Origin of the sequence: Bacteroides sp. An279, assembly GCF_002159615.1 — a bacterium.
Taxonomy (GTDB): domain Bacteria; phylum Bacteroidota; class Bacteroidia; order Bacteroidales; family Bacteroidaceae; genus Phocaeicola; species Phocaeicola intestinalis.
Genome location: NZ_NFJA01000015.1, coordinates 19,483 through 45,147, shown reverse-complemented (window position 1 = coordinate 45,147; position 25,665 = coordinate 19,483). Strand labels below are relative to the sequence as shown.

The 25,665-nt window shown below is 48.1% G+C and carries 22 protein-coding genes; 5 read left to right on the top strand and 17 right to left on the bottom strand.

What is annotated here, in order from left to right; all coding sequences use genetic code 11:
* The first annotated feature begins 2 nt into the window (after positions 1 to 2).
* Positions 3 to 1,115, top strand: coding sequence for an SGNH/GDSL hydrolase family protein (locus tag B5F78_RS04545; RefSeq protein ID WP_087406139.1), 1,113 nt, complete (start codon positions 3 to 5; stop codon positions 1,113 to 1,115).
* A gap of 2 nt (positions 1,116 to 1,117) precedes the next feature.
* Positions 1,118 to 2,539, top strand: coding sequence for a sialate O-acetylesterase (locus B5F78_RS04540; protein WP_087406138.1), 1,422 nt, complete (start codon positions 1,118 to 1,120; stop codon positions 2,537 to 2,539).
* A gap of 82 nt (positions 2,540 to 2,621) precedes the next feature.
* Here B5F78_RS04540 and B5F78_RS04535 read toward each other — a convergent pair whose 3' ends face one another.
* The 3 genes from B5F78_RS04535 to rsmA form a co-directional block, all read right to left on the bottom strand.
* Complete coding sequence (locus B5F78_RS04535) at positions 2,622 to 4,433, bottom strand: DUF349 domain-containing protein (protein WP_022041084.1); 1,812 nt, start codon at positions 4,431 to 4,433, stop codon at positions 2,622 to 2,624.
* A gap of 126 nt (positions 4,434 to 4,559) precedes the next feature.
* Positions 4,560 to 5,900: a magnesium transporter gene (gene mgtE / locus B5F78_RS04530; protein ID WP_022041083.1), complete on the bottom strand. Its 1,341-nt coding sequence runs from the start codon at positions 5,898 to 5,900 to the stop codon at positions 4,560 to 4,562.
* Between the two features lie 114 nt (positions 5,901 to 6,014).
* A complete protein-coding gene (gene rsmA / locus B5F78_RS04525; RefSeq protein WP_087406137.1) occupies positions 6,015 to 6,830 on the bottom strand; it encodes a 16S rRNA (adenine(1518)-N(6)/adenine(1519)-N(6))-dimethyltransferase RsmA in 816 nt (271 codons plus the stop codon).
* A gap of 89 nt (positions 6,831 to 6,919) precedes the next feature.
* On the opposite strand from rsmA, the gene B5F78_RS04520 reads away from it, so the two are divergent.
* A complete protein-coding gene (locus tag B5F78_RS04520) occupies positions 6,920 to 7,930 on the top strand; it encodes a lysylphosphatidylglycerol synthase transmembrane domain-containing protein (RefSeq protein WP_225226262.1) in 1,011 nt (336 codons plus the stop codon).
* A gap of 5 nt (positions 7,931 to 7,935) precedes the next feature.
* Positions 7,936 to 9,393 (top strand): aminoacyl-histidine dipeptidase, encoded by a 1,458-nt coding sequence (locus B5F78_RS04515; protein WP_087207744.1) that lies wholly within the window; start codon positions 7,936 to 7,938, stop codon positions 9,391 to 9,393.
* A 401-nt stretch (positions 9,394 to 9,794) separates the two neighbouring features.
* On the opposite strand, the gene B5F78_RS04510 is transcribed toward B5F78_RS04515, so the two are convergent.
* Positions 9,795 to 10,796 carry a DUF4435 domain-containing protein gene (locus tag B5F78_RS04510; RefSeq protein WP_022041078.1) on the bottom strand — a complete coding sequence of 334 codons (1,002 nt, stop codon included), beginning with the start codon at positions 10,794 to 10,796 and terminating at the stop codon, positions 9,795 to 9,797.
* Positions 10,797 to 10,808: 12 nt separating this feature from the next.
* Positions 10,809 to 11,633 (bottom strand): AAA family ATPase, encoded by an 825-nt coding sequence (locus B5F78_RS04505; protein ID WP_022041077.1) that lies wholly within the window; start codon positions 11,631 to 11,633, stop codon positions 10,809 to 10,811.
* A gap of 118 nt (positions 11,634 to 11,751) precedes the next feature.
* Here B5F78_RS04505 and B5F78_RS04500 point away from each other — a divergent pair, with 118 nt between their 5' ends.
* On the top strand, positions 11,752 to 13,644 hold the full coding sequence (locus B5F78_RS04500; protein ID WP_087406147.1) for an AAA domain-containing protein: 1,893 nt from the start codon (positions 11,752 to 11,754) through the stop codon (positions 13,642 to 13,644).
* Between the two features lie 7 nt (positions 13,645 to 13,651).
* On the opposite strand, the gene B5F78_RS04495 is transcribed toward B5F78_RS04500, so the two are convergent.
* The 12 genes from B5F78_RS04495 to B5F78_RS04440 all read right to left on the bottom strand — a co-directional run bounded on the left by B5F78_RS04495 (position 13,652) and on the right by B5F78_RS04440 (position 25,342).
* A complete protein-coding gene (locus B5F78_RS04495) occupies positions 13,652 to 14,275 on the bottom strand; it encodes an ORF6N domain-containing protein (RefSeq protein WP_022041075.1) in 624 nt (207 codons plus the stop codon).
* Positions 14,276 to 14,399: 124 nt separating this feature from the next.
* Complete coding sequence (locus B5F78_RS04490; protein WP_087396214.1) at positions 14,400 to 15,650, bottom strand: ABC transporter permease; 1,251 nt, start codon at positions 15,648 to 15,650, stop codon at positions 14,400 to 14,402.
* Between the two features lie 12 nt (positions 15,651 to 15,662).
* Positions 15,663 to 16,838 carry an ABC transporter permease gene (locus B5F78_RS04485; RefSeq protein ID WP_087207738.1) on the bottom strand — a complete coding sequence of 392 codons (1,176 nt, stop codon included), beginning with the start codon at positions 16,836 to 16,838 and terminating at the stop codon, positions 15,663 to 15,665.
* A gap of 116 nt (positions 16,839 to 16,954) precedes the next feature.
* Positions 16,955 to 17,941 carry an HlyD family secretion protein gene (locus B5F78_RS04480; RefSeq protein ID WP_087207736.1) on the bottom strand — a complete coding sequence of 329 codons (987 nt, stop codon included), beginning with the start codon at positions 17,939 to 17,941 and terminating at the stop codon, positions 16,955 to 16,957.
* Between the two features lie 10 nt (positions 17,942 to 17,951).
* Positions 17,952 to 19,424: a TolC family protein gene (locus B5F78_RS04475; RefSeq protein ID WP_087396218.1), complete on the bottom strand. Its 1,473-nt coding sequence runs from the start codon at positions 19,422 to 19,424 to the stop codon at positions 17,952 to 17,954.
* A gap of 316 nt (positions 19,425 to 19,740) precedes the next feature.
* Positions 19,741 to 20,340, bottom strand: a complete 600-nt coding sequence (rsxA, locus tag B5F78_RS04470) for an electron transport complex subunit RsxA (protein ID WP_022041070.1) — start codon at positions 20,338 to 20,340, stop codon at positions 19,741 to 19,743.
* An 84-nt stretch (positions 20,341 to 20,424) separates the two neighbouring features.
* Positions 20,425 to 21,012 (bottom strand): electron transport complex subunit RsxE, encoded by a 588-nt coding sequence (gene rsxE / locus B5F78_RS04465; protein ID WP_022041069.1) that lies wholly within the window; start codon positions 21,010 to 21,012, stop codon positions 20,425 to 20,427.
* Between the two features lie 17 nt (positions 21,013 to 21,029).
* Positions 21,030 to 21,635, bottom strand: a complete 606-nt coding sequence (locus tag B5F78_RS04460) for an RnfABCDGE type electron transport complex subunit G (protein WP_087406136.1) — start codon at positions 21,633 to 21,635, stop codon at positions 21,030 to 21,032.
* Entirely contained in the window at positions 21,632 to 22,639 is a 1,008-nt protein-coding gene (locus tag B5F78_RS04455) for an RnfABCDGE type electron transport complex subunit D (RefSeq protein WP_022041067.1), read from the bottom strand. Before B5F78_RS04455 ends, B5F78_RS04460 begins: the two co-directional genes overlap by 4 nt.
* A gap of 35 nt (positions 22,640 to 22,674) precedes the next feature.
* Positions 22,675 to 24,012, bottom strand: coding sequence for an electron transport complex subunit RsxC (gene rsxC, locus B5F78_RS04450; RefSeq protein ID WP_087396223.1), 1,338 nt, complete (start codon positions 24,010 to 24,012; stop codon positions 22,675 to 22,677).
* Positions 24,013 to 24,026: 14 nt separating this feature from the next.
* A complete protein-coding gene (locus B5F78_RS04445) occupies positions 24,027 to 24,899 on the bottom strand; it encodes a Fe-S cluster domain-containing protein (RefSeq protein WP_087406135.1) in 873 nt (290 codons plus the stop codon).
* Between the two features lie 23 nt (positions 24,900 to 24,922).
* A complete protein-coding gene (locus tag B5F78_RS04440) occupies positions 24,923 to 25,342 on the bottom strand; it encodes a SoxR reducing system RseC family protein (RefSeq protein WP_087396225.1) in 420 nt (139 codons plus the stop codon).
* Positions 25,343 to 25,665 lie beyond the last annotated feature (323 nt).

Here is a 25,665-nt window from a genome sequence, read left to right as displayed (position 1 = left end):
AGATGAAAACACACAGACGAATGATTTATGCTTTAGGCTGGATGATTCCGGCTTTCTTTTCCGGCTTTTCCGCTTTTGCCGGTATACCCAAGGAGGATGAAACTTTTGTGTCTGCCGATGACGCACGCATTGTCTATATGGGACGTGTCAGCCACCGCATTCCGCAGGCGGTCACGTTCACTTATCCGGGTGTAAGCATCTATGCCGATTTCGAGGGCACTTCGTTGCAGATGAAGGCAAAGCCGGGCAGTGGGGACTTTATGGTGGAGATAGATGACGGGTTGCCTTACCGCATCGGTTTTACGAAGAACGATTCTATTGTGACCCTTGTCGAGGGTTTGCCCGAAGGGACGCACCGGGCACGCATCATGTATGTTTTGGAAGGGTACGAGCTGAAGCCGGTCTTCAAGGGCTTTTACCTGGATAAGGGATGTACGCTGGCTGAGGCTCCCGCCTTGCCCGAACGGTGCATTGAGTTTATCGGCAATTCCATTACGTGCGGCTATGGCGTAGAGTCGGACGACCGGAACGACCCTTTCACCTACGAGACGGAAAACCATTTCTATACGTATGCGGCACGCACGGCGCGTGCATTGAATGCACAGCACTTGGTAGTGGCACGTTCGGGCATCGGCATTTACCGTAATTTCGGAGCACCTGTGTCGGGAAGCAAGGATTGCCTGCCGGCGATGTACGAACAGGTGATGTTTACCGACCCGACAGAGTTATGGGACCATAGCCTGTATACACCCGATGTGGTCTGCATCAATTTGGGAACCAATGATGCCGGTGACGGGAAGTATGATTTCGCATTGCTGACCGATGGATACCGGAAGTTCGTAGCACATCTGCGCACTATCTATCCGAAAGCGAAACTCGTGCTGCTGAGTGGCTCGATGCTGAGCGGAAAACCGTTAGCAGACGTGAAGCGGGCGATGGACAAGGTTGTGGCAGAGCGCAAGGAGGCTGGCGATACGGAGGTATACCGTTTTGATATGTCGCCGCAGACCGGTTCGTTGGGATATGGAGCCAACTGGCATCCGTCGATGCGCCAGCAACAGAAAATGGCGAACGAGCTTACGGCTTACCTGAAGGAACTAATGAATTGGAAATAAATATGAGAAAAAGGATTGTAATGGCTTGTTTGCTGGCAGCTATGCAGGCAAGCGCATGGGCAAAAGTTACGTTGCCCGACATAATGAGTGACAACATGGTGCTTCAGCAACAGACTGAAGTGAAGTTATGGGGAAAGGCGAATCCGAATACGGAGGTAAGCGTGCGGGTATCGTGGAGTGACCGGGTATATAAGGTAAAGAGCGATGCAGCCGGCAAATGGCTTGCCAAGGTGCAGACGCCTGCCGCTACGTATGAGGCGCAGACCATTACTTTTTCGGATGGCGAAGAAACGAAGCTGGACAATGTGCTGATAGGTGAGGTGTGGTTCTGTTCGGGGCAATCGAATATGGAGATGCCGCTGAACGGCTTCTGGAACTGCCCTATAGAAGGTGCGAACGAGACTATTGCCACTGCGGCACAATGGAAGGGCATACGGGTGGCAACCGTTGAAAAGAACGGACAACTGGAACCTGTAGAGACCTGTCCGGGCAAATGGAAGGTGAGCAACCCAGAGAATGCTCCTTTTTTCAGCGCTACGGCATTCCACTTTGCAATGATGATGAACAGGGTACTTGACGTACCTGTCGGTATCATCAATTGCAGTTGGGGAGGCTCGACGGTGGAGGGGTGGCTTCCGGCAAGTATCGTGAAGAATTATTCCGACATAGACCTGAAGCGGGACATCCGCAAGGAGGAGCCGCACGACTGGTGGCATTATATGAGCCCGACTATTATGTATAACGGGATGTTGAAGCCCTTGCAGAACTATACCATCAAGGGATTCTTATGGTACCAAGGCGAATCGAACGTAGGTCATCCCGACTATGCCGAACGCCTGAAGACAATGGTGGACTTGTGGCGTAGTGAATGGGGACTGGGCGAATTGCCTTTCTATTTTGTAGAGATTGCTCCGTTCGGATCCTACGAAGGTACGGGCAGTGCGCTCCTGCGTGAACAGCAGTTTAAGGCGCAATCCATTATCCCGAACAGTGCATTGATTTCGACCAATGACCTGGTGGAACCTTATGAGGCAAAAAATATTCATCCGAAAAACAAGACCGATGTGGGAAAACGTCTTGCCTATATGGCTTTGGCAAAGACGTATGGTGTAAAAGGTATTGTGTCGGCAGGTCCTTCGTATAAGTCGATGGAGGTGAAGGACGGCAGTGTGATTCTTTCGTTCAATGATGCGCCCGACGGGTTCAGCCGGCTGAGTGATATGGAAGGTTTTGAAGTGGCAGGCAGCGACAAGGTGTTTTATCCTGCCAAGGCGGAAGTATACAACAACCTTCAGATAAAAGTAACTTGCGACAAGGTGGCTAATCCGGTAGCCGTACGTTATTGTTTCCGTGATTTCCAACCGGGAAATGTGGCAGGTACCCGTGAATTGCCTTTGTTCCCGTTCCGTACGGATAACTGGTGATAACAATAATTCACCACAGATTACACGGATTGATAAAATAATTTTTTTTAATCTGTGTAATCTGTGGTGAACTACAAATATATTACGCTTCTTTCAGCTTTTCGTCAATGGCTTCGATTTTCTTCAGCACCAGTTCCATGTCTCCTTTGAGGCGTTCAATCTTTCGGGTTACCTCGGCTACCAGTGTATTGCCCTTCTTTGATGCAGAAGAGAGGAAGCCCAGGTTGTTCTCGTAGGTTTGAATGTCGCTTTTCAATCCTTCGTAGGTACGTACCAGCTTTTCACGGTCGCGGTAGAGGTTATCCCCTTTGCCTAATCCCGACTTGAAGTCGCTCAGTTTCCGTTCGGATGCCGAGATGTTCAGCTTGTCAAACAATTTATCAGCCAGCTTGTGGAATTCGTTGTACAGGCGGTCTTTTTCCTTGAAAGGTACATGACCGATGGAGTTCCATTCTTTCACCAGGCTGCGTGTCTGTTCAGCCGTATTGTCATCGGTAGTACCCGAAGCATCAAGAGCAGCCAGCTGCTTGATGATTTCTTCTTTCTTTGCCATGTTTTCTATCTCTACCGAGCGTTGCGAAGAAGTTGCTTTGTTCTTCTGTGCAAAGAAGTAGTCGCAGGCACCGATGAAGCGTTTCCATACTGCATCCGAATGTTTTTTTGCCACCGGACCGATGGTTTTCCATTCCTTTTGCAATTGAGTGAGGATTTCGGCGGTCTGTTTCCAGTCGGTACTGTCTTTCAAGGCTTCCGCCTTTTCGCACAGTGCTTTTTTCTTTTCCAGATTTTCTGCCATGTTTTCCTTAATCTGTTTGAAGAAGGCGGCTTTCCGTTTGAAGAACTCATCGCATGCAGCGCGGAAACGTTCGAATATTTTGACGTTCATTTTCTGCGGTGCATAGCCGATGGTTTTCCATTTTGCCTGCAAGGCAAGAATCTCCTGTGTTTTGTTCTCCCAGTCGGCAAAAGTCTTCAGCTTGTCGTATTCCATCGCTTCAGCGATTTCGCAGATGACCGTCTTCTGGTCGAGGTTGTTCTGCTCCTTTTCTTTCAGCATTTCGAAGTGTTGCTGATGACGGCGGTTTACGGCAGTAGAAGCAGCTTTGAAGCGTGCCCAGATGCTTTCGCGCAAGTCTTTTGCCACGGGACCGATGTTGCGGAACTCCTGATGCAACTTCTGAAGCTGATGGAAAGCAGATACTACATCGGGCTCTTCTGCCAGTTTCTCAGCAGCTTCGCACAAGTGGGTTTTCTGTTCCAGGTTTTTCTTGAAGTCGTATTCACGGAATTCGTTATTCAGCTTCACCATGTCGTAGAACTTTTCGGTATAGAGTTGGTATGATTTCCATAGTTCGTTCACCTTGCCGACGGGTACTTGCTTGATGTCATTCCATTCCTGCTGAAGCTGCTTGAACTCGTTGTATATCTTGCTGGTGTCTTCTGTTGTTTCAATCAGTGCTTTCATCTTATCGAGGATGGCAAGCTTTTTCTGCAAGTTTTCTTCTTTTTCCTGTTCCAGTTCGGCTGCCATAACACTTCGCTTTTCTTTGATGGAGCTCATGATTTCCTTGAACCTTGTTTCCCACGGGTCGGGGGCAGGGACAAAGTCATCCGCATTACCGCCTTCATCAATAAAGGCTTTACGCGCTGCGTCTTGTTCAGCTTTGTGCAGTTTGTAAAAAGTTTGTTTTAAAAAATCGATTTCTTGTTTGTCTGCATTGCAGGCGTCTTTGTTGATTTCTGTCAGACGTTCTACCACTTCTTCCTGTGTTTGCTTAGGTGCATACACCGGTTTGTCGGTTGATTCAACAGATTCAACAGTGGGAACCGAAGTTTCAGGTACGTTGTTTTCCTGAACTTCAGTTAGTGGGCGGTTTGTTTCGTTTACTTCCATCGTATGTAGATTTTAGAGAATATCTGGTTTTAATTCTTCACCAATTACAAATTAAAAGAATAAAATCTGATTTTCATATTTTTTTGATAATTATTTTTAAGTGTACCCTCACTTTTTTCTTTTTTCTTATGCCAGAAGCACGGTGATACCCATATACATCAGCATTCCGATGATGTCGTTGGTAATGGAAATAAACGGTCCGGTAGCAATGGCAGGGTCGATTTTCAGCTTTTCCAGAGTCATGGGAACCAGAGTGCCGAAGATGGAAGCAAACATCACAACGGCAAACAGGCTGATGGATACCGAATAGCTGACCGTGGCACTGGCACCGAAACGGATGAAGTTGTAGATATATACCAGCATGGAGATGATGGTGGCGTTGATGAGTGCCACTACCGATTCTTTAAGTACTTGCTTGAAGGTATTGCCTGCATCTAAAGAGCTGTTTGCCAGTCCTTGCACGACCAGTGCGGACGATTGGGTACCGACATTTCCGCCTGTACCACCTATCAATGGAATGTAGAGTGCCATTTCGGGATGGGCGGCAAAGGTCGTGTCGAAGTTGCCGAGAATCATTGAGTTTCCGATTCCTCCCAACATTCCAATCAGCAGCCAGGGCAGGCGTGCTGTGGTTTGGCGAAATACATTGTCGTGTGACTCGACATCTTGTGACAGACCGGAAGCCAACTGGTAGTCACGTTCGGCTTGTTCGCGTACCTCGTCCATTACGTCATCGACCGTGATGCGTCCTACCAGTCTGCCGATGCTGTCGACTACCGGAAGAGCCACCAGGTCGTATTTTTCAATGACTTGTACCACTTCTTCCAAGGGGGTGTCTACATGTACCGAAATGGGATCTTTTTTCATCACATGTTTTACTTTCGACACCGAAGGGCTGGTAATCATTTTCTTCAGCGGGAATACGCCGCGCAGGCGCTCATCGTCGTCTACTACATATACATAATAGATTTCGTCCATGTCTTCTGCCTGAATGCGCATTTCGCGCAGGCATTCGGGCATACTCAGGTTTTCGTTTACGATGACCATTTCGGTACCCATCAGACCACCGGCAGTATCTTCATCGTATTTCAGCAAATCGACAATGTCGCCTGCCTGTTCGATGTCTTCGATATGCGAAAGGACTTCTTCCTGTTTGTCTTCGTCCATATCACGGATGATGTCTACTGCATCATCCGAGTCCATATAGTCGACAAACCTTTTGGCAATGGTTTCTGAAGGCAGGATTTCGAGGAAACGTTTACGGGCGTCCTCATCCATTTCAATCAATACGTCGGCTGCCTTTTCATTGTCTAATAACAAGTATATGGAACGTGCCTCTTCTGCATCCAGTTCGTCACACAATTCGGCAATATCGGCAGGGTGCAAATCGTTCAGGAGCTCTTTCAGCTTGTCTGATTCTTTGTTTTCAATCAGTTCGGATACTTTTTTTATTTCTTCGTTTTCCATACCTTATATATATTAGAGGTGGTTCTTAAGTTTTTGAGTTCTTAAGTTTTTGGGGTTCTTAAGTTTTGGGGTTACCACAGATTCTTTCAATTGCCAATCATTAATTGTTAATTGTTAATTGTTAATTATTAATTGTTGATTGTCAATTGAAACCAGTGCTTCTTCCACCCGGTTGGTCAGACTGATAAAATCTTGTACCGAAAGTTGTTCGGGACGTTTGTTGAATATTGTATCGGCACTGAGCGGATGACTTTTGTCTAAAATGGTAGAGATGGAATTGCGCAATGTCTTTCTCCGCTGATTGAATGTCGTCTTAACGATTTGTTTGAACAGCTTTTCATTGCATCCCAGGTGTGTCGTGTCATTGCGTGTCATGCGTATGACGGCACTTTTCACTTTGGGGGGCGGATTGAACACATGTTCGTGGACCGTGAACAGGTATTCTACCTTGTACCATGCCTGAATCAGGACACTCAAGATGCCATATGTCTTGTTGCCTGGTGATGCAGCGATGCGTTCTGCCACTTCTTTTTGTATCATTCCGGTGCAGCAGGGGATGAGGTCTTTGTTGTCCAGCATCTTAAAGAATATCTGGCTGGATATGTTGTAAGGGTAATTGCCCGTCAGGACAAAGGGTTTCCCGTCGAACAGTTTAGACAAGTCCATCTGTAAAAAATCCTGTTCGATGATATTGTCGCCCAACTCTGCGAAGTTGTTGTGTAAATAGGCGACCGATTCGAAATCAAGTTCTACTACTTTCAGCGGTCTGCCTTTCCTGACAAGGAACTGGGTTAATACGCCCATGCCGGGTCCTACCTCCAGGATTGGCAATTCTGGACAGGTGTCCACCGTGTCGGCAATATCGCTGGCAATCTGTAAATCTTTTAAAAAATGCTGCCCTAAAAATTTTTTTGGCCTGACTGACTTCATTCTGTATGTATTTTCTTTATAAATAACGATTTTATTCGAGCAAGATATTATCTTTGCATATTGCAAAGTTAAGCATTAATCTTAAATACATGAGTAAAATTGAACAGAGTGGTATAAAAAAACTTATAAATAAGGTCTTGCAAATTGTTTTGCCTTTGGTTCTGGGTGCGGCTATCTTGGTATGGACGTATCATGGGTTCGACTTCCGGAAGGTGTCTTATGTGTTGGGGCATGGTATGAATTATGGTTGGATGTTGTTTTCGCTGGTGTTTGGAGTGCTGTCGCATGTGTTTCGCGGATGGAGATGGAACTTGGCTTTGGCACCTTTGGGCGAATATCCGAAAGCATCAAACAGTGTGTATGCCATATTCGTGTCGTATGCTGCCAATCTGGTGATTCCCCGTGTGGGAGAAGTGTCCCGTTGTGGTATCTTGTCGAAATTCGACCAGGTGTCTTTCTCTAAATCTTTGGGTACAGTCGTATCCGAACGTCTTATCGACTCGGTGTGTGTGGTGTTGATAACGGTGGTGACTTTAATTTTACAGTCAGGTATCTTTGCCCGTTTTTTCCGGATAACTGGGACCGACGGGGCTTTTTTTCTCCATCTGTTTACTTCGACCAACTTTTATATTACCTTGCTCTGCATAGCGGCTGCTCTTGTGTTGGCATATTGGCTGGTGCGTAACTTGGCTGTGTTTGCCCGGATGAAAGGATTGATACAGAATGTATGGGTGGGATGTCTTTCTATCCGCAACGTACATCGTCCGTGGCTTTATATTCTGTATACAGTTGCCATTTGGGCATGTTATTTCCTGCATTTTTACTTGACTTTTTATTGTTTCGGCTTTTCGGCACATTTGGGTTGGATGGCAGGACTGGTATTGTTTGTAGTGGGGAGTATTGCCGTGATTGTCCCTACGCCCAACGGTGCCGGTCCGTGGCATTTTGCTGTGATAACAATGATGATGATGTATGGCGTCAGTAAGGAAGATGCCGGAATATTTGCTTTGCTGGTACACGGAATTCAAACCTTTTTATTAATTTTGTTAGGTATTTACGGATTGGTGGCTTTGCCGCTTACAAATAAACATAAAACTTAAAATCTATGAGTGACATTCTTTCGCTTGCTCCACAGAATGTGTGGAAGCACTTCTATTCGTTGACACAAGTTCCTCGTCCGTCAGGACATTTGGAGAAAATTCAGGCATTCTTGTTGGAATTTGGCAAGAGTGTGGGTGTGGAATCTTTTCAGGATGAGGCTGGAAATATCATATATCGCAAGCCTGCCACTCCAGGTATGGAAAACCGGAAGACCGTAATTTTGCAGGCACACATGGATATGGTTCCTCAAAAGAACAAGGACACCGAACACGATTTCGAGAAAGACCCGATTCAGGCATACGTGGAAGACGGTTGGGTGCGTGCCAAAGGTACGACGCTGGGTGCTGATGACGGTATGGGGGTGGCTGCTATCATGGCGGTTATGGAAGACAAAACCTTGAAGCACGGTCCGCTGGTTGCCTTGATTACGGCAGATGAAGAAACGGGCATGTATGGTGCTTTCGGCTTGAAGCCGGGAACTATTGAAGGGGATATCTTGCTGAATCTGGACTCGGAAGAAGAAGGTGAATTGTATATCGGATGTGCCGGAGGGGAGGACCTGACCGCAACCTTGGAATATAAGGAAGAAAAGACCGATCCTGCAGATGTGGCTCTGAAAGTGACATTGAAAGGATTGCGCGGAGGACATTCGGGTATTCAGATAGGTTGGGGACATGCCAATGCCAATAAACTGATGGCTCGTTTCCTGAATCAGGTCATAGCCTATGATGAGGCTTGCCTTGTGTCGTGGGAAGGTGGAAATATGCGTAATGCCATTCCACGTGAGTGTGAGGTGGTGATTACGGTGCCTGAAGAGGAGGTAGATGATGTGATGGCATATGTGGGCGAGTGTGAACAGGTGTGGCGTGATGAATATGCCACCATCGAGGATGGCTTGTCGTTTAAGGCAGAGCGTGTGGATTTGCCCGAATACATGGTTCCCGAAGAAATCCGCGATAATCTGGTTGATGCTATTTATGCTTGCCCTAACGGTGTGGAACGATATATCCCGACCATTCCCGATACGGTAGAGACTTCATCCAATCTGGCTATCGTAGACGTTAAAGGCGGGAAGGCTTCTGTCAAGATATTGACCCGCAGTGCACGTGAGTCGATGAAAGATTACCGCAATACGGCACTCGAAAGCTGCTTCTCGATGGCAGGTATGCGGGTGGAACGTTCTGGCGGCTATTCGGGTTGGGAACCGAATGTCAATTCACCCATTCTTCACGCGATGAAAGAGGCTTATCAGGCTCAGTTTGGTACAGCTCCCGAAGTGAAGGTCATCCATGCAGGGCTGGAATGTGGCATTATAGGTGCGGTGATCCCAGGTTTGGACATGATTTCTTTCGGTCCCACACTGGTAGGTCCGCATACGCCCGATGAGAAGTGTGAAATTGCATCCGTATCTAAATTCTACGACTTCCTGACGGCTACGCTTGCCAATACACCGGAGAAGTGACGTGTACGATAAGCATAGAAAAAAGAGGTGTGCCGTAATTGGCACATTTCTTTTTAATACTTCCTGCGGCATTAAATTGTGTATTTTGTATATGTCACATGATAAAGACGATGTGCACATCATCTCTACGGAAATGGTGCAAAAGGTTCAGAAAAATGCACAAATCCATATCGTGGTATGGTATAATATGAGAAAAGAATTCTGTATGCTTTTTTAATGTTTTATGGATATTCGCATTCGGGCATATTGCATATACCCGAATGTAGCAACTTATCCACACGGACATTTTCAAGGCGTATGCGATACGCCCTTACGAACAATTGGGCAAAATGCGGATATTCCTATTTTTATATTTGATTTAAGGGGCATGTGATACCGACCCTCGTAGGTGATAGTACGGCTTATGCCTTGATTATCCGCAAGAATTTTTCTACGTCCCGCCGTATCATCTGGTAAGTGGGCGACTCTTTATAGTTGGTGTTTTTATGTATGACTAATGCCACATCGACCTGGCTGCGCTGGTAGGCGGTCAGTTCGTTGCGCCGTTGGGTTTCATGCAGGGCGAGGTCGTTGATTTGTTGTTCGCGTTCGCGCCGCAGATAAGTGCATACCGGTGTCAGGAGGCGCATCACTACATTGTCGAGGATGTGATGTCCTTGGATAAACATGTAGGTGTTTTCGGGATATACTCCTAAGTGCTTAAACTCTTCCTTCATCGCTTCCACTTCGGGAATGCCTTCGGGATGGCGGTGCTCCAAGTCACGCAGTTTGCGGTTAACCTTTTTGGCCATAACTGCAAGGCTGTATTCGGGATGATGTATGCCTACTTGGTCTATTTTGACATACGAACAGAAATCCATCAGAGAGAACTCTGACAAATTGTGCCGGCGGTAGAACCATACCGACCATACGAAAAGCGGATAGGCTATCTGTGAGTAGAGTTTCAGGTATGCCGGAAAGTCTATCAGGACATGGTCGTTCAGTGTTGCCGTGACGCATACTTCGTGCAGCCCTTCGGCATAGCAATGGTAGTTTTCGATGGCGTAGGCATAGGTTTGCAGCACGTAGGGGTTTTCTATCATATAACGTGAGGTCTGGGTACGTCCTTGCAGCAGGTAGTCGTAATCGCTGTCTACACAGGCTATCATATTTTCTCCTAATTGTTTTCCCAACTGGTTCATCAATACGCTTTTCTTTCCTTTTGCCAGCGAAGTTCGTGAAGGAAGCATCACTTCGAAATAACGGTTTTCGTTTTCGTACTCAGCCAATAGGGAGCGCCAAAAAGACACATCGTCATAGCTCTCTACATAAGCTACGATTTTTCTCCGCGCGTGTTTAGGCTTCAGGCTGTTGGCTGCGCCCAGATACATCGAGGACAAGTTGTCGGTCAGTCTTTTTCCCATGGTGTTTGTTTTTTAATGAGTGGTAATGTCGCTCACTTCGGTTACGGCATCTATCCAGCCGTTCATGATGACAGCTGGCGAGTGGGTGGTCAGGATGATTTGTGCGTTCGGGTTCAGTTGACGGATGAGGGTGATGAGGCGTTGTTGCCATTCTACATGCAGTGATATTTCAGGTTCGTCCATAAACAAGGCATAGGGCTGTTTGTCCTGTACTAATACGGTGAGTAGGATAACCAGCATCTGCTTTTCGCCTGATGAGAGCTGATAAGGGGTGAGCTCATCGCCGTCTTGTTCGAACAGGATTTCGTTGCTTTTGCGGTTGATTTTCTTGCCCGTGTCGCTGAACAGGTCATCTATCAGGTCCTGGAACAGTGTTTTTGCTTTCGACATTTCAGGTGCCTGGGCTTGTTGGGCGGGGTCGCCACTGGTCAGCATTTCGATGATGCGGTTGCCGATGTTTACCTGATAGTCCAAGTAGCGGCGTTGTAATTGGTAGAGTTGCCAGTCGAGTTCGGTTTTTACGTTTTGGTTGCCTATTTTTTCAAGTAAGCCCGAGCTGATGAGTGGGCGGTCGAAGCTGCGGATGACATCGAAATTGATGTATGTGGCATCTTCGGGCGAGAAACTGAATGATACCCCTTCTTGAAATCCGTTAGTCAAGGCTCCTCCTTCCAGTGCGGTCAGACTTCGGACGGAGTTGTTCAGAATAGTACTCTTGCCGATGCCGTTCACACCGCTTAGGATATTGACATCGGGGCGCAGGTTCCATGAAATGTCTTTGCGTCCCCACATCCTTTTAATATCAATGCGTTTGATGTAATCTGCCTGCTTTTTCATAACTTCTATGTTTTTTTGGTTGGCAGGTAAAAATACAGATAATAATGGAATTTATCAACAATTCAGCCTTTCTTTTTCAGAGAACTCGTACCTTTGTATCTTGAAATCATTTACGGATATGAAAGAACAATCTACGATACACTCTCCAGTATTGTATCTGCAGCATCAATACGACTTGTTGCGGATGGAGTACGAATACGAGAAAGAACAGTTTCGCCAACAGACTGAATTGATGGGCGTAGGCAGGAAGGTGAAACGCGGGATGTGTTGGTATCCCGTCAGCATCGGACGAAATTATTACAATGCCTTGAATCAGTTGGTAGTGGAAGTGGAACGGAAGGAAGATAAGGAGATAGAACACTTGTTCGAGTATGGGCGTCCAGTGTGCTTTTTTACGCAGGACATGACGGGGAAACTTGCGTACCTCAACTTTGTGGCGACGGTGAGTTATGTTGACGAGGACCGAATGGTAGTGGCACTTCCTAATGCCGATGCTTGGGCTGCATTGCAGGGCAAAGATGTGCTGGGTGTACAGCTTTATTTCGATGAAACCAGTTACCGCCTGATGTTCGAAGCTTTGAAGCAAGTGATAGGTGCGAAGAACAACCGTTTGGCGGAGTTGCGCGACATCTTCCACGGTTCTGTTCCTGCTTCTGCTTTTACCTTCCAGCCTGTGCGCTTCCCGTGGCTGAATCGTACGCAGGAAGAAGCCGTCAATAAGGTGCTTCATGCCAAGGATGTTGCTATCGTGCACGGCCCTCCAGGGACGGGAAAGACCACTACGCTGGTTGAGGCAATTTACGAAACTCTGCACCGCGAAAATCAGGTGCTGGTGTGTGCACAGAGCAATATGGCGGTGGATTGGATTAGCGAAAAGCTGGTAGACCGGGGCGTGAACGTGTTGCGTATCGGAAACCCGACCCGCGTAAACGACAAAATGCTTTCATTCACTTATGAACACCGTTTTGAGTCACATCCTGACTATCCGCAACTGTGGGGTATCCGTCGTGCTATTCGCGATCTCTATGCCCGGATACGTAAGACAAGCAATCGTGAAGATGTCCGTACGAAAATTAATTCGTTGAAAGACCGTGCTACTGAACTGGAGGTGCGTATCAATACCGCTCTTTTTTCTGAGGCACGGGTGATAGCTTGTACGCTTGTAGGTAGTGCTAATCGTTTGCTGATGGGGCAGAAATTTGGTACTTTGTTCATTGATGAGGCAGCGCAGGCACTGGAGGCTGCCTGCTGGATAGCTATCCGTAAGGCAGACCGCGTCATTCTGGCAGGCGACCATTGTCAGCTTCCGCCTACAGTGAAATGTTTGGACGCTTTGCGTGGAGGTTTGGGTGACACGCTGATGCAATGTATCGTGCGTCAAAAACCTGAAACGGTTTCGCTCCTGAAAGTGCAGTACCGGATGAATGACGAGATTATGCGTTTCTCGTCCGAATGGTTCTACGGAGGCATGCTCCAGTCGGCTCCCGAAGTGAAATACCGCAGCATACTCGATTTCGATACACCCATCGAATGGATAAACACAGAAGGAATGGATGCCGGCGAAGAGTTTGTAGGCGAAAGCTACGGGCGCATCAACAAAGCCGAAGCTGAACTCTCCATCGGCCAGCTGAAATCCTACATCACCCGCATCGGCAGGGAACGGTTCCTCGAAGAACGCATCGATGTCGGATTGATTTCCCCTTACAAGGCACAAGTGCAATACCTCCGCCAGCTGCTCCGGCGCGACGCGTTCTTCAAGCCTTTCCGTTCCTCGATAACGGTCAATACGGTCGACGGTTTCCAGGGACAGGAGCGTGATGTAATCCTCATCAGTCTGGTGCGTGCCAACGAGGACGGCCAGATCGGGTTTCTCAACGACTTGCGCCGGATGAACGTAGCCATCACCCGTGCCCGCATGAAGCTCATCATCTTGGGCGATGCCTCCACCCTGACGCGCCACGCCTTCTACCGGAAGCTGTATGAGTATATCAAGGGGCTGCATGAAGCATGACAAGTGGTCATTCCACTTCGGTATGGTCTGCATCATTTTGCCTTTTCACCCGTTTTACCGTATGCTTGATTTTGCCTATCAGGAAATTGAGTTCAAGGCTTGATTCTGTTTCGGATGTTTCCAGGTCAGGCATGACTATGCTTGAAAGCATTTCTCCAATGTGTTGCATCTTGGATTGCTGCGATTTGCCATCCGTTTCACCGTGTAAGGCGTGCAATTCACGCTTGAGCTGGCGCACAGAGGCAAATGTCTCTATGATAGCAAGGGTGGCTTGCGTAGCTTGCGGACTTTTCAGGATAGTGGCAAGCATATACAATCCTTTCTCCGTGAACGCTTTGGGGAGAACACGGGTCTTGGGTGATAGATTTGCGGTCGAATTTTTCGACCGCAAATATTCCATCTCTTCATCCGATAATTGGAATACGTAACCTTGAGGAAATTTATCCGGATTATTTCTGACCGCTTCATTCACCCGTTTTGTTTCCACCCCATATAATTCGGCAACATCCACATCTAATATCACCTGACAATCTCTAATTAGGATGATTTTTTGCCGTACCTGTTCAAATAGATTGACTGTACGCTGAGGGATGCGTTCTGCCCTTTCGTTTAAACCGTTGTTTTTATCCATGATAAAGTTTATGTCATTTATTGAAGTTCTTTATAGACAATAACGCAAACCGTATCATAAGTACATCACAAAACACAAACGGAATAAATAAAAAAATCTGTGCCCCATTAAAATAGGATAAACCTTACCGCAACACCGCCTGCCGCTTCTTCCGGAACTCATGCAAGCGTTTTAAGGCATGTTTCCGGCTCAACAGGATTTCCCTCCGGTAGAGGAAGAATGTAAGAAGGAAATAAATGCCTGCCTGCATCCATAATGCCCGGTATTCGGGCAAGACATCGTTCAGTGTGGCTCCCATCGTCTGTATGCGGATATATCCGTTGATGCCGAAAGTAGAAGGGAATATCCACGACACCGCTTTCCAGAAATCCGGGATTGCCGCTCCAGGCCATGAAATGCCTGAGATGAACAACAAAGGCAACGATGTGAACACGAATATCATCATGCAGTCTTCACGCCTCCGGATGAGACATGAACATGCCATGGCAAAGAAAATGCATGCCAGCAGGTAGGGCAGGACAAAGGCTGCCAATGTATCCGGCGAAGCAAGAAAGACCAGCCGGAACATCTTGGGCACCGCACAAAGGATATATGCCGCCACGGCAAGATAGACCAAAAGATAAGCCAAGGACTTCCCGAAAATAATGCGGATGGCACCCTGATAATGGCGTACCATGGGCACCAAATCCCGGAAACGGTTGTTCTCGCGCGCCGTACCCGCCGACAGACCTATCCCGAGCAATAAGGTCTGCTGGATAATCAGGATAAGCACGGCAGGGATAAGAAAGCTGGCGAATCCGTCCTGCGGATTATAGAGCGATACCGCTTCGTAATCTATCGGGCGGACCGTAATCTCATCCTGCCGCCCGGTGGTATTGCCCGCACGCCGGATTTGGATATCCTTGTTCATCTCCAGCGAAGCCTCGGTATTGGCAAGCAAAAGCGCCTTATAATAAAGCATGCCGCTCATGTCGGCAAAGATGGAAACATGCGCCTGCTCTCCCGAAGCCAAGTCGCGGCTAAAATCTTCGGGAACATAAACCACGCCGTATATTTTTTGCTTTTTCAGCAAAAGCCGGGCTTCTTCCATATCGGAACAATAAGACACGATACGGACATCCGGACCTCCGTCTACCCGGCGGAGGTATTCGCGGCTCACGGAAGAACGGTCGGCATCGACCACAGCCACGGGCACTTCACGCACCACTTCATTGGTATAGATGAATGCATAGACCAGCGGATACGCCAAAGGCACAAGGAGGAAAAAAATCACTACGCCCTGGTCTTTGACGGTCATCTTCAGCTCTTCCTTACAGATATGGAACAATCCGGCGATGCCCTGCTTTATAGTATGTCTGAACGAATATTTTTTCATAATCCATCGGTTTTAGGGGATATATACATAGTGCAACATTTCCGTGCGCAACTTCTTCAGCACAAAGAACGGAAGAAGCAAGAAAAGCAAAAGCGCCACTATGGGTTGCCATACGTAGACGAGCGGATAACCGTTTAAGGCAAGGTTTACATATATCAGGAAATAATGCCGTAAGGGGAATAAAACCGCCAGCCCTTGCAAGACGGGATGCATCGCCATGACCGGAAAGGTAAATCCGGAGATGGAAAATGAAATGACTCCCCATAACGAAGCCGCACTCAAGGCAAGGCGGAGGGTGCCGAACATGCCAAAGAAGAAGATGCCGACCGCCTGCGAAGCCAGCACCAGCAACAATCCCGCAAGAAGCATCGGGAAAATGCCGCTATTGCAAGGATAATGCAAGAACCCGTACAGATAGACATTATAGAATACGGTCACGATAAAGAAGATAACCGTATGCGGCAAGAGTTTCCCCACCAATGCCGTGCTGATAGAATTGTCTGCCAGACGCATCAGGACGTGTGCCGTATTTTCCTTCAGCTCCATGCCTAACGCATACGAGGTGGTCAGGAAAATGAGCAACATCAGGATGCCCGGCAATAAGGTATTGCACAAATACACCGAATAATTCAGCCACGGATTGTTCAACGCATGGGTGTCAATAACGACGGGCTGGAGAAACGCCATTGCCTGCTCTTCGGTAGCCCCCTTGGCTAAAAGCGTGCTCTGCCCGATGGCACCCGAAGCAAGTTCCGACATCGTGCGCTGGTCGCGGTACAGCAACGACCCTGCGATGAGGTACGCGTAATTGATGTAAAACGACACGCGGGGCTGCCTTCCGGAGATGGCTTCCTCGGTGGTGCCTTCGGGTATGTAATAAAAAGCATAAATCTCGCCACGCTGGACCGCCTTGCGTGCTTCGTGGAAATTTGCATAACGAGCCGTGACATGCGTTTGCTGGAATGCATCCAAATTGCGGATGATGCTTCGCGTAGTCGCCGTATTGTCCATATCCACAACACCTGCGGGCATGTTTGTAGGCAAGCCGTTTGCCATCAGCGTGGTAAAGAACACGTAGCAGAATACCGGTGCTATTACCATGCAGAAGAGGTAAATCGGCCGGGTCGCGATGTGCCGCAGTTCGCGTACGGCTATACGGTACAGGCGTTTATGAATGGTTGTGTGCATAAGTTTTTGAGTTCTTAAGTTTTTAAGTTTTTGAGTTTTTGGGTTCTTAAGTTTGTTGGTTTGTAAGTTTTTTCTATTATCAACTCAAAAACTTAAGAACTCAAAAACTTAAAAACTCACTTTTTAACTATCGCCGACATGCCCGGCCGCAGGTTCTCTACCGGCTGTACGGGCTTGGCTTTAATTTCGAATGTCTTCAGGTCGAAACCGCCGGTGGTCTTGGTCGCCTTCCATGCGGCATAAGTTCCTAAGTCTTTCATATAGGTCACTTTAAATGTGGCGTCTTTTTCCAATGCCGGGATAAACGCCGAAATCTCGCCCCCTACATGGAAATCTTTCAGATAGTCTTCACGCACGTTAAACGTCACCCACATGTCATCCAGTTGGGCTACATTCATGATGGGTGCTCCGGTGCCGACCAGTTCGCCTACCTTAGGGAATATCTCCGTCACTTCTCCATCGGCAGATGCCGTGAGATACGTTTCGCTGACATATGAATTTACTTCAGCCACAGCACCTTCCGCTTGGCGCACCTTGGCGGCAGTCATCAACTTGTCTTCCCGTTGTGCTCCGTTTTTTGCCATTGTATATTGAGCTTTGGCAGCACGTTCGGTGGCCACCATTGCGTCATATTGTGCTTTGGTTTCATCGCGCTTTTGTGCCGACATCACTCCTTCTTCGTACAGGCGGTTTACCCGTTGGTATGATTTTTCGGCGATTTCCAGGCCTGCTTTGGCTTTTTGCCACATTTCGTAGGCGGCTTGCAATTGTTCGGCACGGGTGCCACGTTCGGCTTTTTCATTCAGCGCTTGGGCAGCCTGTTCCAAGGCTTCCGCTTGCGAGAGTTTCGCCATTACATCGGGCGCTTCGAGGATAGCAAGGGTATCACCGGCTTTCACTGCATCTCCCTCGTCTACGAAAATTTTCAGGATACGTCCGGGCACTTTGCTCGATACACGATATTCGTTGGCTTCGGCTTGTCCTTGTATGATTTCAGTACCTTTCCGGAAAGTGATGAAGCCGATAATGCTTACAATCAATACCACTGCTACGAGTGTAATGAATGCCAGCATGATGTTGTTGCGTTGCGTTCTTTCTGCCATATTGTTTGTCTTATTTTAGTGTTCCCATTGATTTGTTCAAATAGATTTCGCTCATTTTCAGGTCGATTTGTGCGTCAATCTTTCCCGATTGTGCCGAGAGCCAGGCGGTCTGTGCTTCCAGTACGTTGCTGGTGGGGATGACTCCTTCACGGAAACCCAAATTGGCGTAGCGCAGGTTCTCTTCTGCCTTTTCCATATTCTTTTCTGCCATAACCAGTTTCTTGGTGGCTTCGTTTACCTTGTATGAACTTTGAGTGACCTGTAATTCGATTTTTTCTTTTGCATCGTCCAGCCGGTAGCGGGCAATGTTGGCTTCAGCTTTGGCGGCACGTACTTTGTAAATACCTTCTCCCCAATGGAATACCGGTATACTGACCACTACACCTATGCCCCACATGCCGCGAAAGCGGTTCTCGAATCCATTTACTAATGAAGGGTTGGTAAACAGGTAGTTGGCGGTTAGTCCTATGGAGGGTAGAAATTCGGCTCGTGCCACGTTTACCTTTTGCCGGTAGATTTTCTCGGCAAGTTCCAGACTTTTCAATTCTTCGCGGTTGGCAAGTGCTGTACCCACGTTGCTTTCGGTATAGGTGGTTGGTAAGGCAAGGTCTTTCATATCCTCGTCCGCCAGACGGATATCGGTGTCGAGCGGAACTCCGCACAATTGGCAAAGTACCATTTTTGCCAGGGCAAGTCCGTCTTCTACTTGAGTCAGTGTCATTTCCGCTTCGTTCACTTTTACTCTGACGCTTAAAGCATCAGCAGTAGTGGCAACGCCTTGCTCTACCATTTTTGTTACATCCGAGTCGAGCCTTTGAACCAGTTTCACAAAACTTTCAGCGAGATGCTTTTTATTTGCCAGCGAGACTACTTGCCAGTAAGCCTGGTCAGTATTCAGGATGACGTCTTGCATTCCTGTGGCGTGTTGCGAGGCGGCAAGCTGTTCGGCATAGCGGGTGATTTTGTTGTATGCAATGATTTTTCCGCCCATGAAGAGAGGTTGGGTCAGGGTGGCAGCACCAGCATAGAGGTTACGTGTGTCTGTGCGGAACGCGTCTACGATGCTTCCACCTACGCCATTCAGTGCATCGGGTATCTGCCCCATTACGCCCGAAAGGGGGGTGAGCAAGGGGAGCAGTTCGGGATGTGTGGCTGCTATCTGTTGCATCTGTGCACCCAGTTGTTGGAGTTGAGGGACAAGAGCTGTTCCCATGTTTCCGATGGCTTGCTGTTGTTCATTGCTGAGCAGGGAGATTTCCTTTTGCGTGCGCATATAAGTGCCCGTCACGTTTATTTTGGGCAGGAAATTGGTGAAAGCGGCTTTTTGTTGATAATGTGCCGCGTTTATTTTTTCCTGTGCGATGCGCAGCTCCTTGTTGTTTGCTAGGGCAAGGTTTCTGCAGCTGTCCAGTGTGAGTATGCGTTGGGCTTGTGCCACTGTGACAAGTGTGCCCAGCAGGATGATGGTCAGAATTTTTTTCATTGCCAATTTGTTTAGGTTTTCTGCTTACTTGTGCAAGCAGAACAAATGTACTGACAATAAAACAAACAGGCAAACGATTTGGTTTAAAAAAACCTTAGCTTTTTTTGTTTGGTCTTGTAAAATGTTCTCATTTGGTCAGGAGGCTTATTCTCAAAACGAAGGTATATTCACCGGCCGTTGCATATATTTGCAATGACCGATGAATATATGATATGCAGGCAAAGGAAGTGCCTTTCATTTTGATTCTGCTTGGGCAGACAAATGGTGGACATTGTATTTTGTAATAGGGACAATTGGCTTATATGTAAAACCTGTGTCAGAGTCCCATCAGGGCAGCAAGTCCTTTGTCGACACCCGAAAAACCCATAAATGCCATTGCCAGCAGGCCGGCAGTAATCAGCGCAATAGACATTCCTTGCATTCCTTTCGGGATATTGACCAGACTAAGCTGTTCGCGGATGCCGGCAAAAACTATCAGGGCAAGGGCAAATCCCAAGGCTGTAGAGAAAGCATAGACCACGCCTGTCAGCAGGTCGAAATCTTTTTGGATGACCAGAATGGCTACACCCAGGATGCAACAGTTGGTGGTGATAAGCGGCAGAAACACGCCCAATGCCTGATAGAGTGCCGGTGACACTTTTTTCAAGATGATTTCGACCATCTGTACCAGCGCGGCGATGACAAGGATAAAAGCAATGGTTTGCAGATAAGCTAGTCCGAATGGGTCGAGTACGAATTTCTGGATGACGTAAGTGACGATGGTGGAAAGCGTGAGCACAAAGGCTACGGCAGCTCCCATACCCATTGCTGTTTCTACTTTCTTCGATACACCCAGGAAAGGACAAATTCCGAGGAATTGCGACAACACGATGTTGTTCACAAAGATAGCGGTGATAAATATAAGGATATATTCCATGGTTTGTTGTTTTTTATTTTAGAGTTTAAGAAGTTAATGCCGATGGTCGAGCTGCATCTGCGGAGTATGGGCTCTTTGAACTCTTTAATTATTCTTTTTTAATCTGTTTACAATCGCAATGAGATATCCCAAGGCGATGAAAGCACCCGGAGCCAGAACGAAGACCAGCATGCCATATTGTTCGGGCAGGATGGAAATGCCGAACAGTTTGCCTGTGCCTAAAAATTCACGCACACCGCCTAGTAAGGTAAGTGCAATGGTGAAGCCCAGGCCGATGCCCAGTCCATCGAAAAGAGAGGCTATCGGAGTATGCTTGCAGGCAAAAGCTTCGGCGCGTCCCAGCAGGATACAGTTGACTACGATAAGGGGAATGAACAGTCCCAGTGTGGCGTAGAGTGCGGGTACATAAGCCTGCATCAGCATTTGCAAGATGGTAACGAAGGAAGCAATAACCACGACAAAGATGGGAATGCGTACCATGTCGGGCACAAGGTTTTTGATGCCAGAGATAGCAAAGTTGGAACAGATGAGCACGAACATTGTGGCGAGTCCCATACCCATTCCATTGAGGGCGGATGAGGTTGTTCCCAGCGTAGGACACATGCCTAGCAGGAGCACGAACGTGGGGTTTTCCTTGACGATTCCGTTTATCAGTATCTTAAAATTGTTCATAATGTTCTCCTTTCTTGTTAATGTTGTTGGGAAGCTCCACTGGTGGCATCTACTTGGCCGTTCATATAGGCAGACCAGGCATTGTTTACTGCCTGCAGGAAGGCACGTGAAGTGATGGTGGAAGCGGTAATGGCGTCTATTTCGCCTCCATCCTTGCTTACTGTGAGGAATTGGGTGCCGGGGTTTTTACCGGTAATGTCTCCTTTGGCTCCTTTCTTAAACCAGTCGGAGGCTTTCGAACCTAGTCCCGGAGTTTCTGCATGGCTGAGCAGGGAATAGTCGATGATGTTGCCTTCGGTATCGAAGCCTACCAGTACGGTGAGGGTACCGCCGAATCCATTTGCCGAAGCTTCTACGGCTGCTCCGATGGGCTTGCCCCCTTGCGTGGCAGGATATATCTTGTAGGTGGTGCCTTCTACTTCTACTGTTTCCGCTTCTTCGGCAGGATTGTTGTCAAATCCCGGTATCACCACGGCTATGGCATCGCTCAGAGCTTTGGCATTGGCCTGGGCAATAGGCTCGGCAGTAGCTGCATTGACCCAGCCCAGCAATCCACCGGCTACAATAGAAAATCCAGTCAGCGACAGGATCATATTTTTCAATGACGATTCCAGTTTTTTCATTTTTTTGCTACCTCCCCATAGCGTTTGGGTTTACAATAAGTGTTGATTAACGGAGTGAATGCATTCATAATCAGGATGGCGAATGACATGCCTTCGGGATATGCTCCGAAGGTGCGGATGACTACCGTAAGGAAACCGATGCACACGCCGTAGACGAGCATTCCTTTATGGCTCATCGGCGAGGTTACGTAATCGGTTGCCATAAAAATGGCTCCCAACATCAATCCTCCGGTGAGCAGATGTTGTACGGGCGAGGCATAGACGGGATTCGCCAGGTGCATCAGTCCCGAAAAAACGAATACGGTAGCAAGGATGGATATCGGTATGTGCCACGAGATGATTTTTTTCCACAACATATAAGCCAGTCCGAGAAGCAGGGCAAGGGCACAGATTTCTCCCAGACATCCGGCTCCTGCCTGACAATTTTCAGGAAAACCTATTAACAGGAGCAGGCTGCTGGGCAGGTCGTTCAATACGGAAGGGTCGCCCGACTTGATGGCTTGCTTCATCAGGGCAAGCGGAGTTGCTCCGGTTTCGGCATCAAGGTAAGCTCCCCATTGTCCGGCTTGAGGCCACGAGGTCATTTGTACGGGGAAAGAGATGAGCAGGAATACACGGCCGATGAGTGCCGGATTGAACGGATTGCACCCTAGTCCGCCAAAAGTCATCTTGCCGATACCGATAGCCACGAGGGCACCGATGATGACAATCCATACAGGCAGGTTGGAAGGTAGATTGAATGCCAGTAAGATGCCGGTGATGGCGGCGGAACCATCCCAAAGGGTGTTTCCATCGCGCTTCAGGATGTATTTTGTGATGGCCCATTCGAAGAAGAGGCAGGCTGCTACCGAAGTGAGCGTGACAATGATAGCCCCTAGTCCGAACACGAAGAACGATACGAGCAAGGCGGGGATGAGCGCTATCAGCACGCCATACATATTGCGTTGGATGCTGTCGCCGCTATGCACGTGAGGCGATAAAGATACGATGAGTTTATTTTCCATTTATATTTTCCAATTTATCATTTTCAACTTATAATTCACTTTTTGGTGTTGCGTGCGCGGATGATGGCGCCGACTTTGCCTTTTCCCAACCGGATATTATCGAGTATCGGGCGGTGTGAGGGACAGGTGAACTGGCACGATCCGCATTCGATGCACGACATAATCTGTTCGTGTTCCACGTGGTCCCAATCGCCATGTGCCGAACAGGTGGCAAGCAGGTAAGGTTCCAGTCCCATTGGGCATACACTTACACATTTGGCGCAACGGATACAAGGTTGAGGAGTTGCACGGCGTGCTTCATGTTCGTTCATCAGCAGTACGCCCGAACTTCCTTTGCATATAGGTATGTCGGTGCTCATCAGTGCTTTTCCCATCATCGGACCTCCTCCGATTACCTTGCCGGTATCTTCGGGCATACCTCCGGCTGCTTCTATCAACTGGCTCATCGGAGTGCCCAGTCGGGTAAGAAAATTGGAAGGAGTCTTGAGCGACTTACCTGTGACGGTTACAATGCGTTCGAAGAGGGGCTTATGTTTTTGTACTGCTTCGTAGATGGCAAATACCGTGCCTACGTTTTGTACGATGGCACCTACATGGATGGGCAATGCAGGAGGAGCTGGCACTTGCCGGCGGATAACAGCGTCAATCAATTGCTTTTCGCCCCCTTGGGGATATTTTACTTGCAGAGGAACCACTTCGATACCTGCATAAGCCTTGGCTTTTTCGGAAAGCAGGCGGATGGCATCTGGCTTGTTGTTTTCGATGGCGATGTAAGCACGATTTACCTTGGCGGCCTTCATCAGGATGCAGATGCCTACCAATATTTCATCGGGCTTTTCCAGCATCAGTCGGTGGTCGGCGGTCAGATAAGGTTCACATTCCACGCCGTTGATAATGACGCAAGTTGCCTTGCATCCTGCCGGAGGGCTGAGCTTGACGTGTGTGGGAAAACAGGCACCGCCCATGCCTACGATGCCGGCTTCTTTAATACGTGACACGATTTCCTCGGGGCTGAGGTCGCATGTTTTTAGGAGAGTGGTGCTGCGGTCGATGTCCGGCTCCCATTCATCACCTTCCACATCGATATAGATGGCGGGCTTACGATAGCCGCTGGCATCAATGACGCTATCTATCTTGTTCACCTTGCCAGATACGGACGAGAAGATGGGGGCTGAGACAAATCCTCCTGCTTCTGCTATCCGGGTGCCCACCTTTACCGTATCGCCTTTTTTAACGAGGGGGGTAGCAGGTGCGCCGATGTGTTGTGACAAAGGGAACACCGCCTGTCGGGGGAGGGCAAGGGGTTCGATGGCTTTGCCCGCCGACAATTTATTAGCTGCTGGATGTACTCCACCAATTCTGAATGTCTTCACTTTATCTGTTGTTTTTAAGGTTTTACTTCGGGTTGTTCTATTTCGGCTGAAACGGTTTCCCGTTGTTTACGGGGAGGGAAGTTGACCGCCACGATGGCTCCTTGCGGACATTCCATTTCGCACTTGCGGCACGCCTTGCATTTGGCAGGGTCGATGTAGGCAAGGTTGTTTTCGAGTGTAATAGCTTCGAACGGACAAGTTTTCACGCATTTGCCACATCCGATGCAGGCGGCATCGCACACCTTACGGGCAAGGGTACCTTTGTCTTTGTTGACGCATTGCACATACACACGGCGGTTGTTCTTTCCACGTGGGCGGATTTCGATGATGTTTCGTGGGCAGGCTTTCGCACAGGCTCCACACGCGGTACATTTTGTCTCGTCCACTTCGGGCAGTCCAGTTTGAGGATTGATGCGGATGGCCCCGAACTGGCAGGCATTGGCGCAATCACCATAACCCAGGCATCCGAAGAAACATCCCGTTTCTCCACCTCCGGTGGCGTTTGCCACTACGCACGAGCGCACACCGTCGTATTGCGTGAGCCGGGGACGATTGTCGCATGTGCCGTTGCATCTTACTACAGCCACTTTAGGCTCGGAGGCTTCTGCCTTCAGCCCCAAGATGGCAGCTACCTTCTCCATCGTGGGTTGTCCACCTACGGGACAGAGTTTCCCTTCGAGCGAGCCTGCCTTGACACATGCTGCGGCAAAGCCCGAACATCCCGGAAATCCGCATCCACCGCAATTTGCCTGTGGAAGCACTTCGGCTACCTGGGCAATACGTGGATCTTCGTACACGGCAAATTTCTTCGAAGCCACATACAAGACGATGGCAGATACCAGTCCGATGGCTCCCAATGAAACGACCGCAATTAAAATCATATTCATACGTATAAAGTTAGTTTATTTGATTAGACTACATTTTCCAGCCGGAAGATAAACGAACGGTTCAGTCGCTTACGGCATATATATATAATAAGGTAATAAGGAACCAGTGCACCTAGTGCGGCAAGGGCGGAAACCAACTCATTGTGCGTAAGGTGAAGGACGGAAGCAAGTGCCAAGAGTAAAACCAAAAAAGGAAAGACAAAAGCCAGCAGGACGGCTTTCATGCCCATCGCGGTGGTGCCCGAAATCAATACCTTTTGTCCGACGGCACACACCACTCCTTGTGGGTTACACACATCGATTATCTTTTCTTTTGATTCAGGCACGTGGCAATGTTGCTTGACGCTACATGCCGCGCAAGCTGATGTTTGTTCGATTCTCACCTTCAGGCGAGTTCCGTTGATGCTTTCCACAATACCTAGATGTTTAATGTTACTTGGCATATTTGTAATCTGTACTTTGCAATACGAGGCAAAAATACTATAAATTTTCAGTCGCTGGTAACGTTAACGGTGAATTTATCTGCTAAAAAAAGCAAAATCCAACGGATATGTGTCTTTCTCCCTCTGATTGCATCAGAATGCATGGACGATTAGGGGATGACCTCGGTGGATAAGTAGTGCCGGCGTATCTGTATCTCTCCGCCATATGCTGCATCGTTTGTAAGATTATTAATCTTACAGCGTGAAGATTAATAATCTTTCGGCTTGAAGATTAATAATCTTACAAGCAATGCAGTCATGTGGACTGTCTTATTGACAGTATG

Bases quoted from the DNA above. Each gene is read 5' to 3' on its own strand.
- rsmA (WP_087406137.1), bottom strand. From the start codon at position 6,830: ATGAAGTCAGTCAGGCCAAAAAAATTTTTAGGGCAGCATTTTTTAAAA.
- B5F78_RS04500 (WP_087406147.1), top strand. From the start codon at position 11,752: ATGAAAGAACAATCTACGATACACTCTCCAGTATTGTATCTGCAGCAT.
- B5F78_RS04520 (WP_225226262.1), top strand. From the start codon at position 6,920: ATGAGTAAAATTGAACAGAGTGGTATAAAAAAACTTATAAATAAGGTC.
- B5F78_RS04480 (WP_087207736.1), bottom strand. From the start codon at position 17,941: ATGGCAGAAAGAACGCAACGCAACAACATCATGCTGGCATTCATTACA.
- rsxE (WP_022041069.1), bottom strand. From the start codon at position 21,012: ATGAACAATTTTAAGATACTGATAAACGGAATCGTCAAGGAAAACCCC.
- B5F78_RS04515 (WP_087207744.1), top strand. From the start codon at position 7,936: ATGAGTGACATTCTTTCGCTTGCTCCACAGAATGTGTGGAAGCACTTC.
- B5F78_RS04490 (WP_087396214.1), bottom strand. From the start codon at position 15,650: ATGAAAAAATATTCGTTCAGACATACTATAAAGCAGGGCATCGCCGGA.
- B5F78_RS04535 (WP_022041084.1), bottom strand. From the start codon at position 4,433: ATGGAAGTAAACGAAACAAACCGCCCACTAACTGAAGTTCAGGAAAAC.
- B5F78_RS04505 (WP_022041077.1), bottom strand. From the start codon at position 11,633: ATGAAAAAGCAGGCAGATTACATCAAACGCATTGATATTAAAAGGATG.
- rsxA (WP_022041070.1), bottom strand. From the start codon at position 20,340: ATGGAATATATCCTTATATTTATCACCGCTATCTTTGTGAACAACATC.
- mgtE (WP_022041083.1), bottom strand. From the start codon at position 5,900: ATGGAAAACGAAGAAATAAAAAAAGTATCCGAACTGATTGAAAACAAA.
- B5F78_RS04485 (WP_087207738.1), bottom strand. From the start codon at position 16,838: ATGCACACAACCATTCATAAACGCCTGTACCGTATAGCCGTACGCGAA.
- B5F78_RS04460 (WP_087406136.1), bottom strand. From the start codon at position 21,635: ATGAAAAAACTGGAATCGTCATTGAAAAATATGATCCTGTCGCTGACT.
- B5F78_RS04495 (WP_022041075.1), bottom strand. From the start codon at position 14,275: ATGGATAAAAACAACGGTTTAAACGAAAGGGCAGAACGCATCCCTCAG.
- B5F78_RS04445 (WP_087406135.1), bottom strand. From the start codon at position 24,899: ATGAATATGATTTTAATTGCGGTCGTTTCATTGGGAGCCATCGGACTG.
- B5F78_RS04440 (WP_087396225.1), bottom strand. From the start codon at position 25,342: ATGCCAAGTAACATTAAACATCTAGGTATTGTGGAAAGCATCAACGGA.
- B5F78_RS04540 (WP_087406138.1), top strand. From the start codon at position 1,118: ATGAGAAAAAGGATTGTAATGGCTTGTTTGCTGGCAGCTATGCAGGCA.
- B5F78_RS04510 (WP_022041078.1), bottom strand. From the start codon at position 10,796: ATGGGAAAAAGACTGACCGACAACTTGTCCTCGATGTATCTGGGCGCA.
- B5F78_RS04455 (WP_022041067.1), bottom strand. From the start codon at position 22,639: ATGGAAAATAAACTCATCGTATCTTTATCGCCTCACGTGCATAGCGGC.
- B5F78_RS04475 (WP_087396218.1), bottom strand. From the start codon at position 19,424: ATGAAAAAAATTCTGACCATCATCCTGCTGGGCACACTTGTCACAGTG.
- B5F78_RS04545 (WP_087406139.1), top strand. From the start codon at position 3: ATGAAAACACACAGACGAATGATTTATGCTTTAGGCTGGATGATTCCG.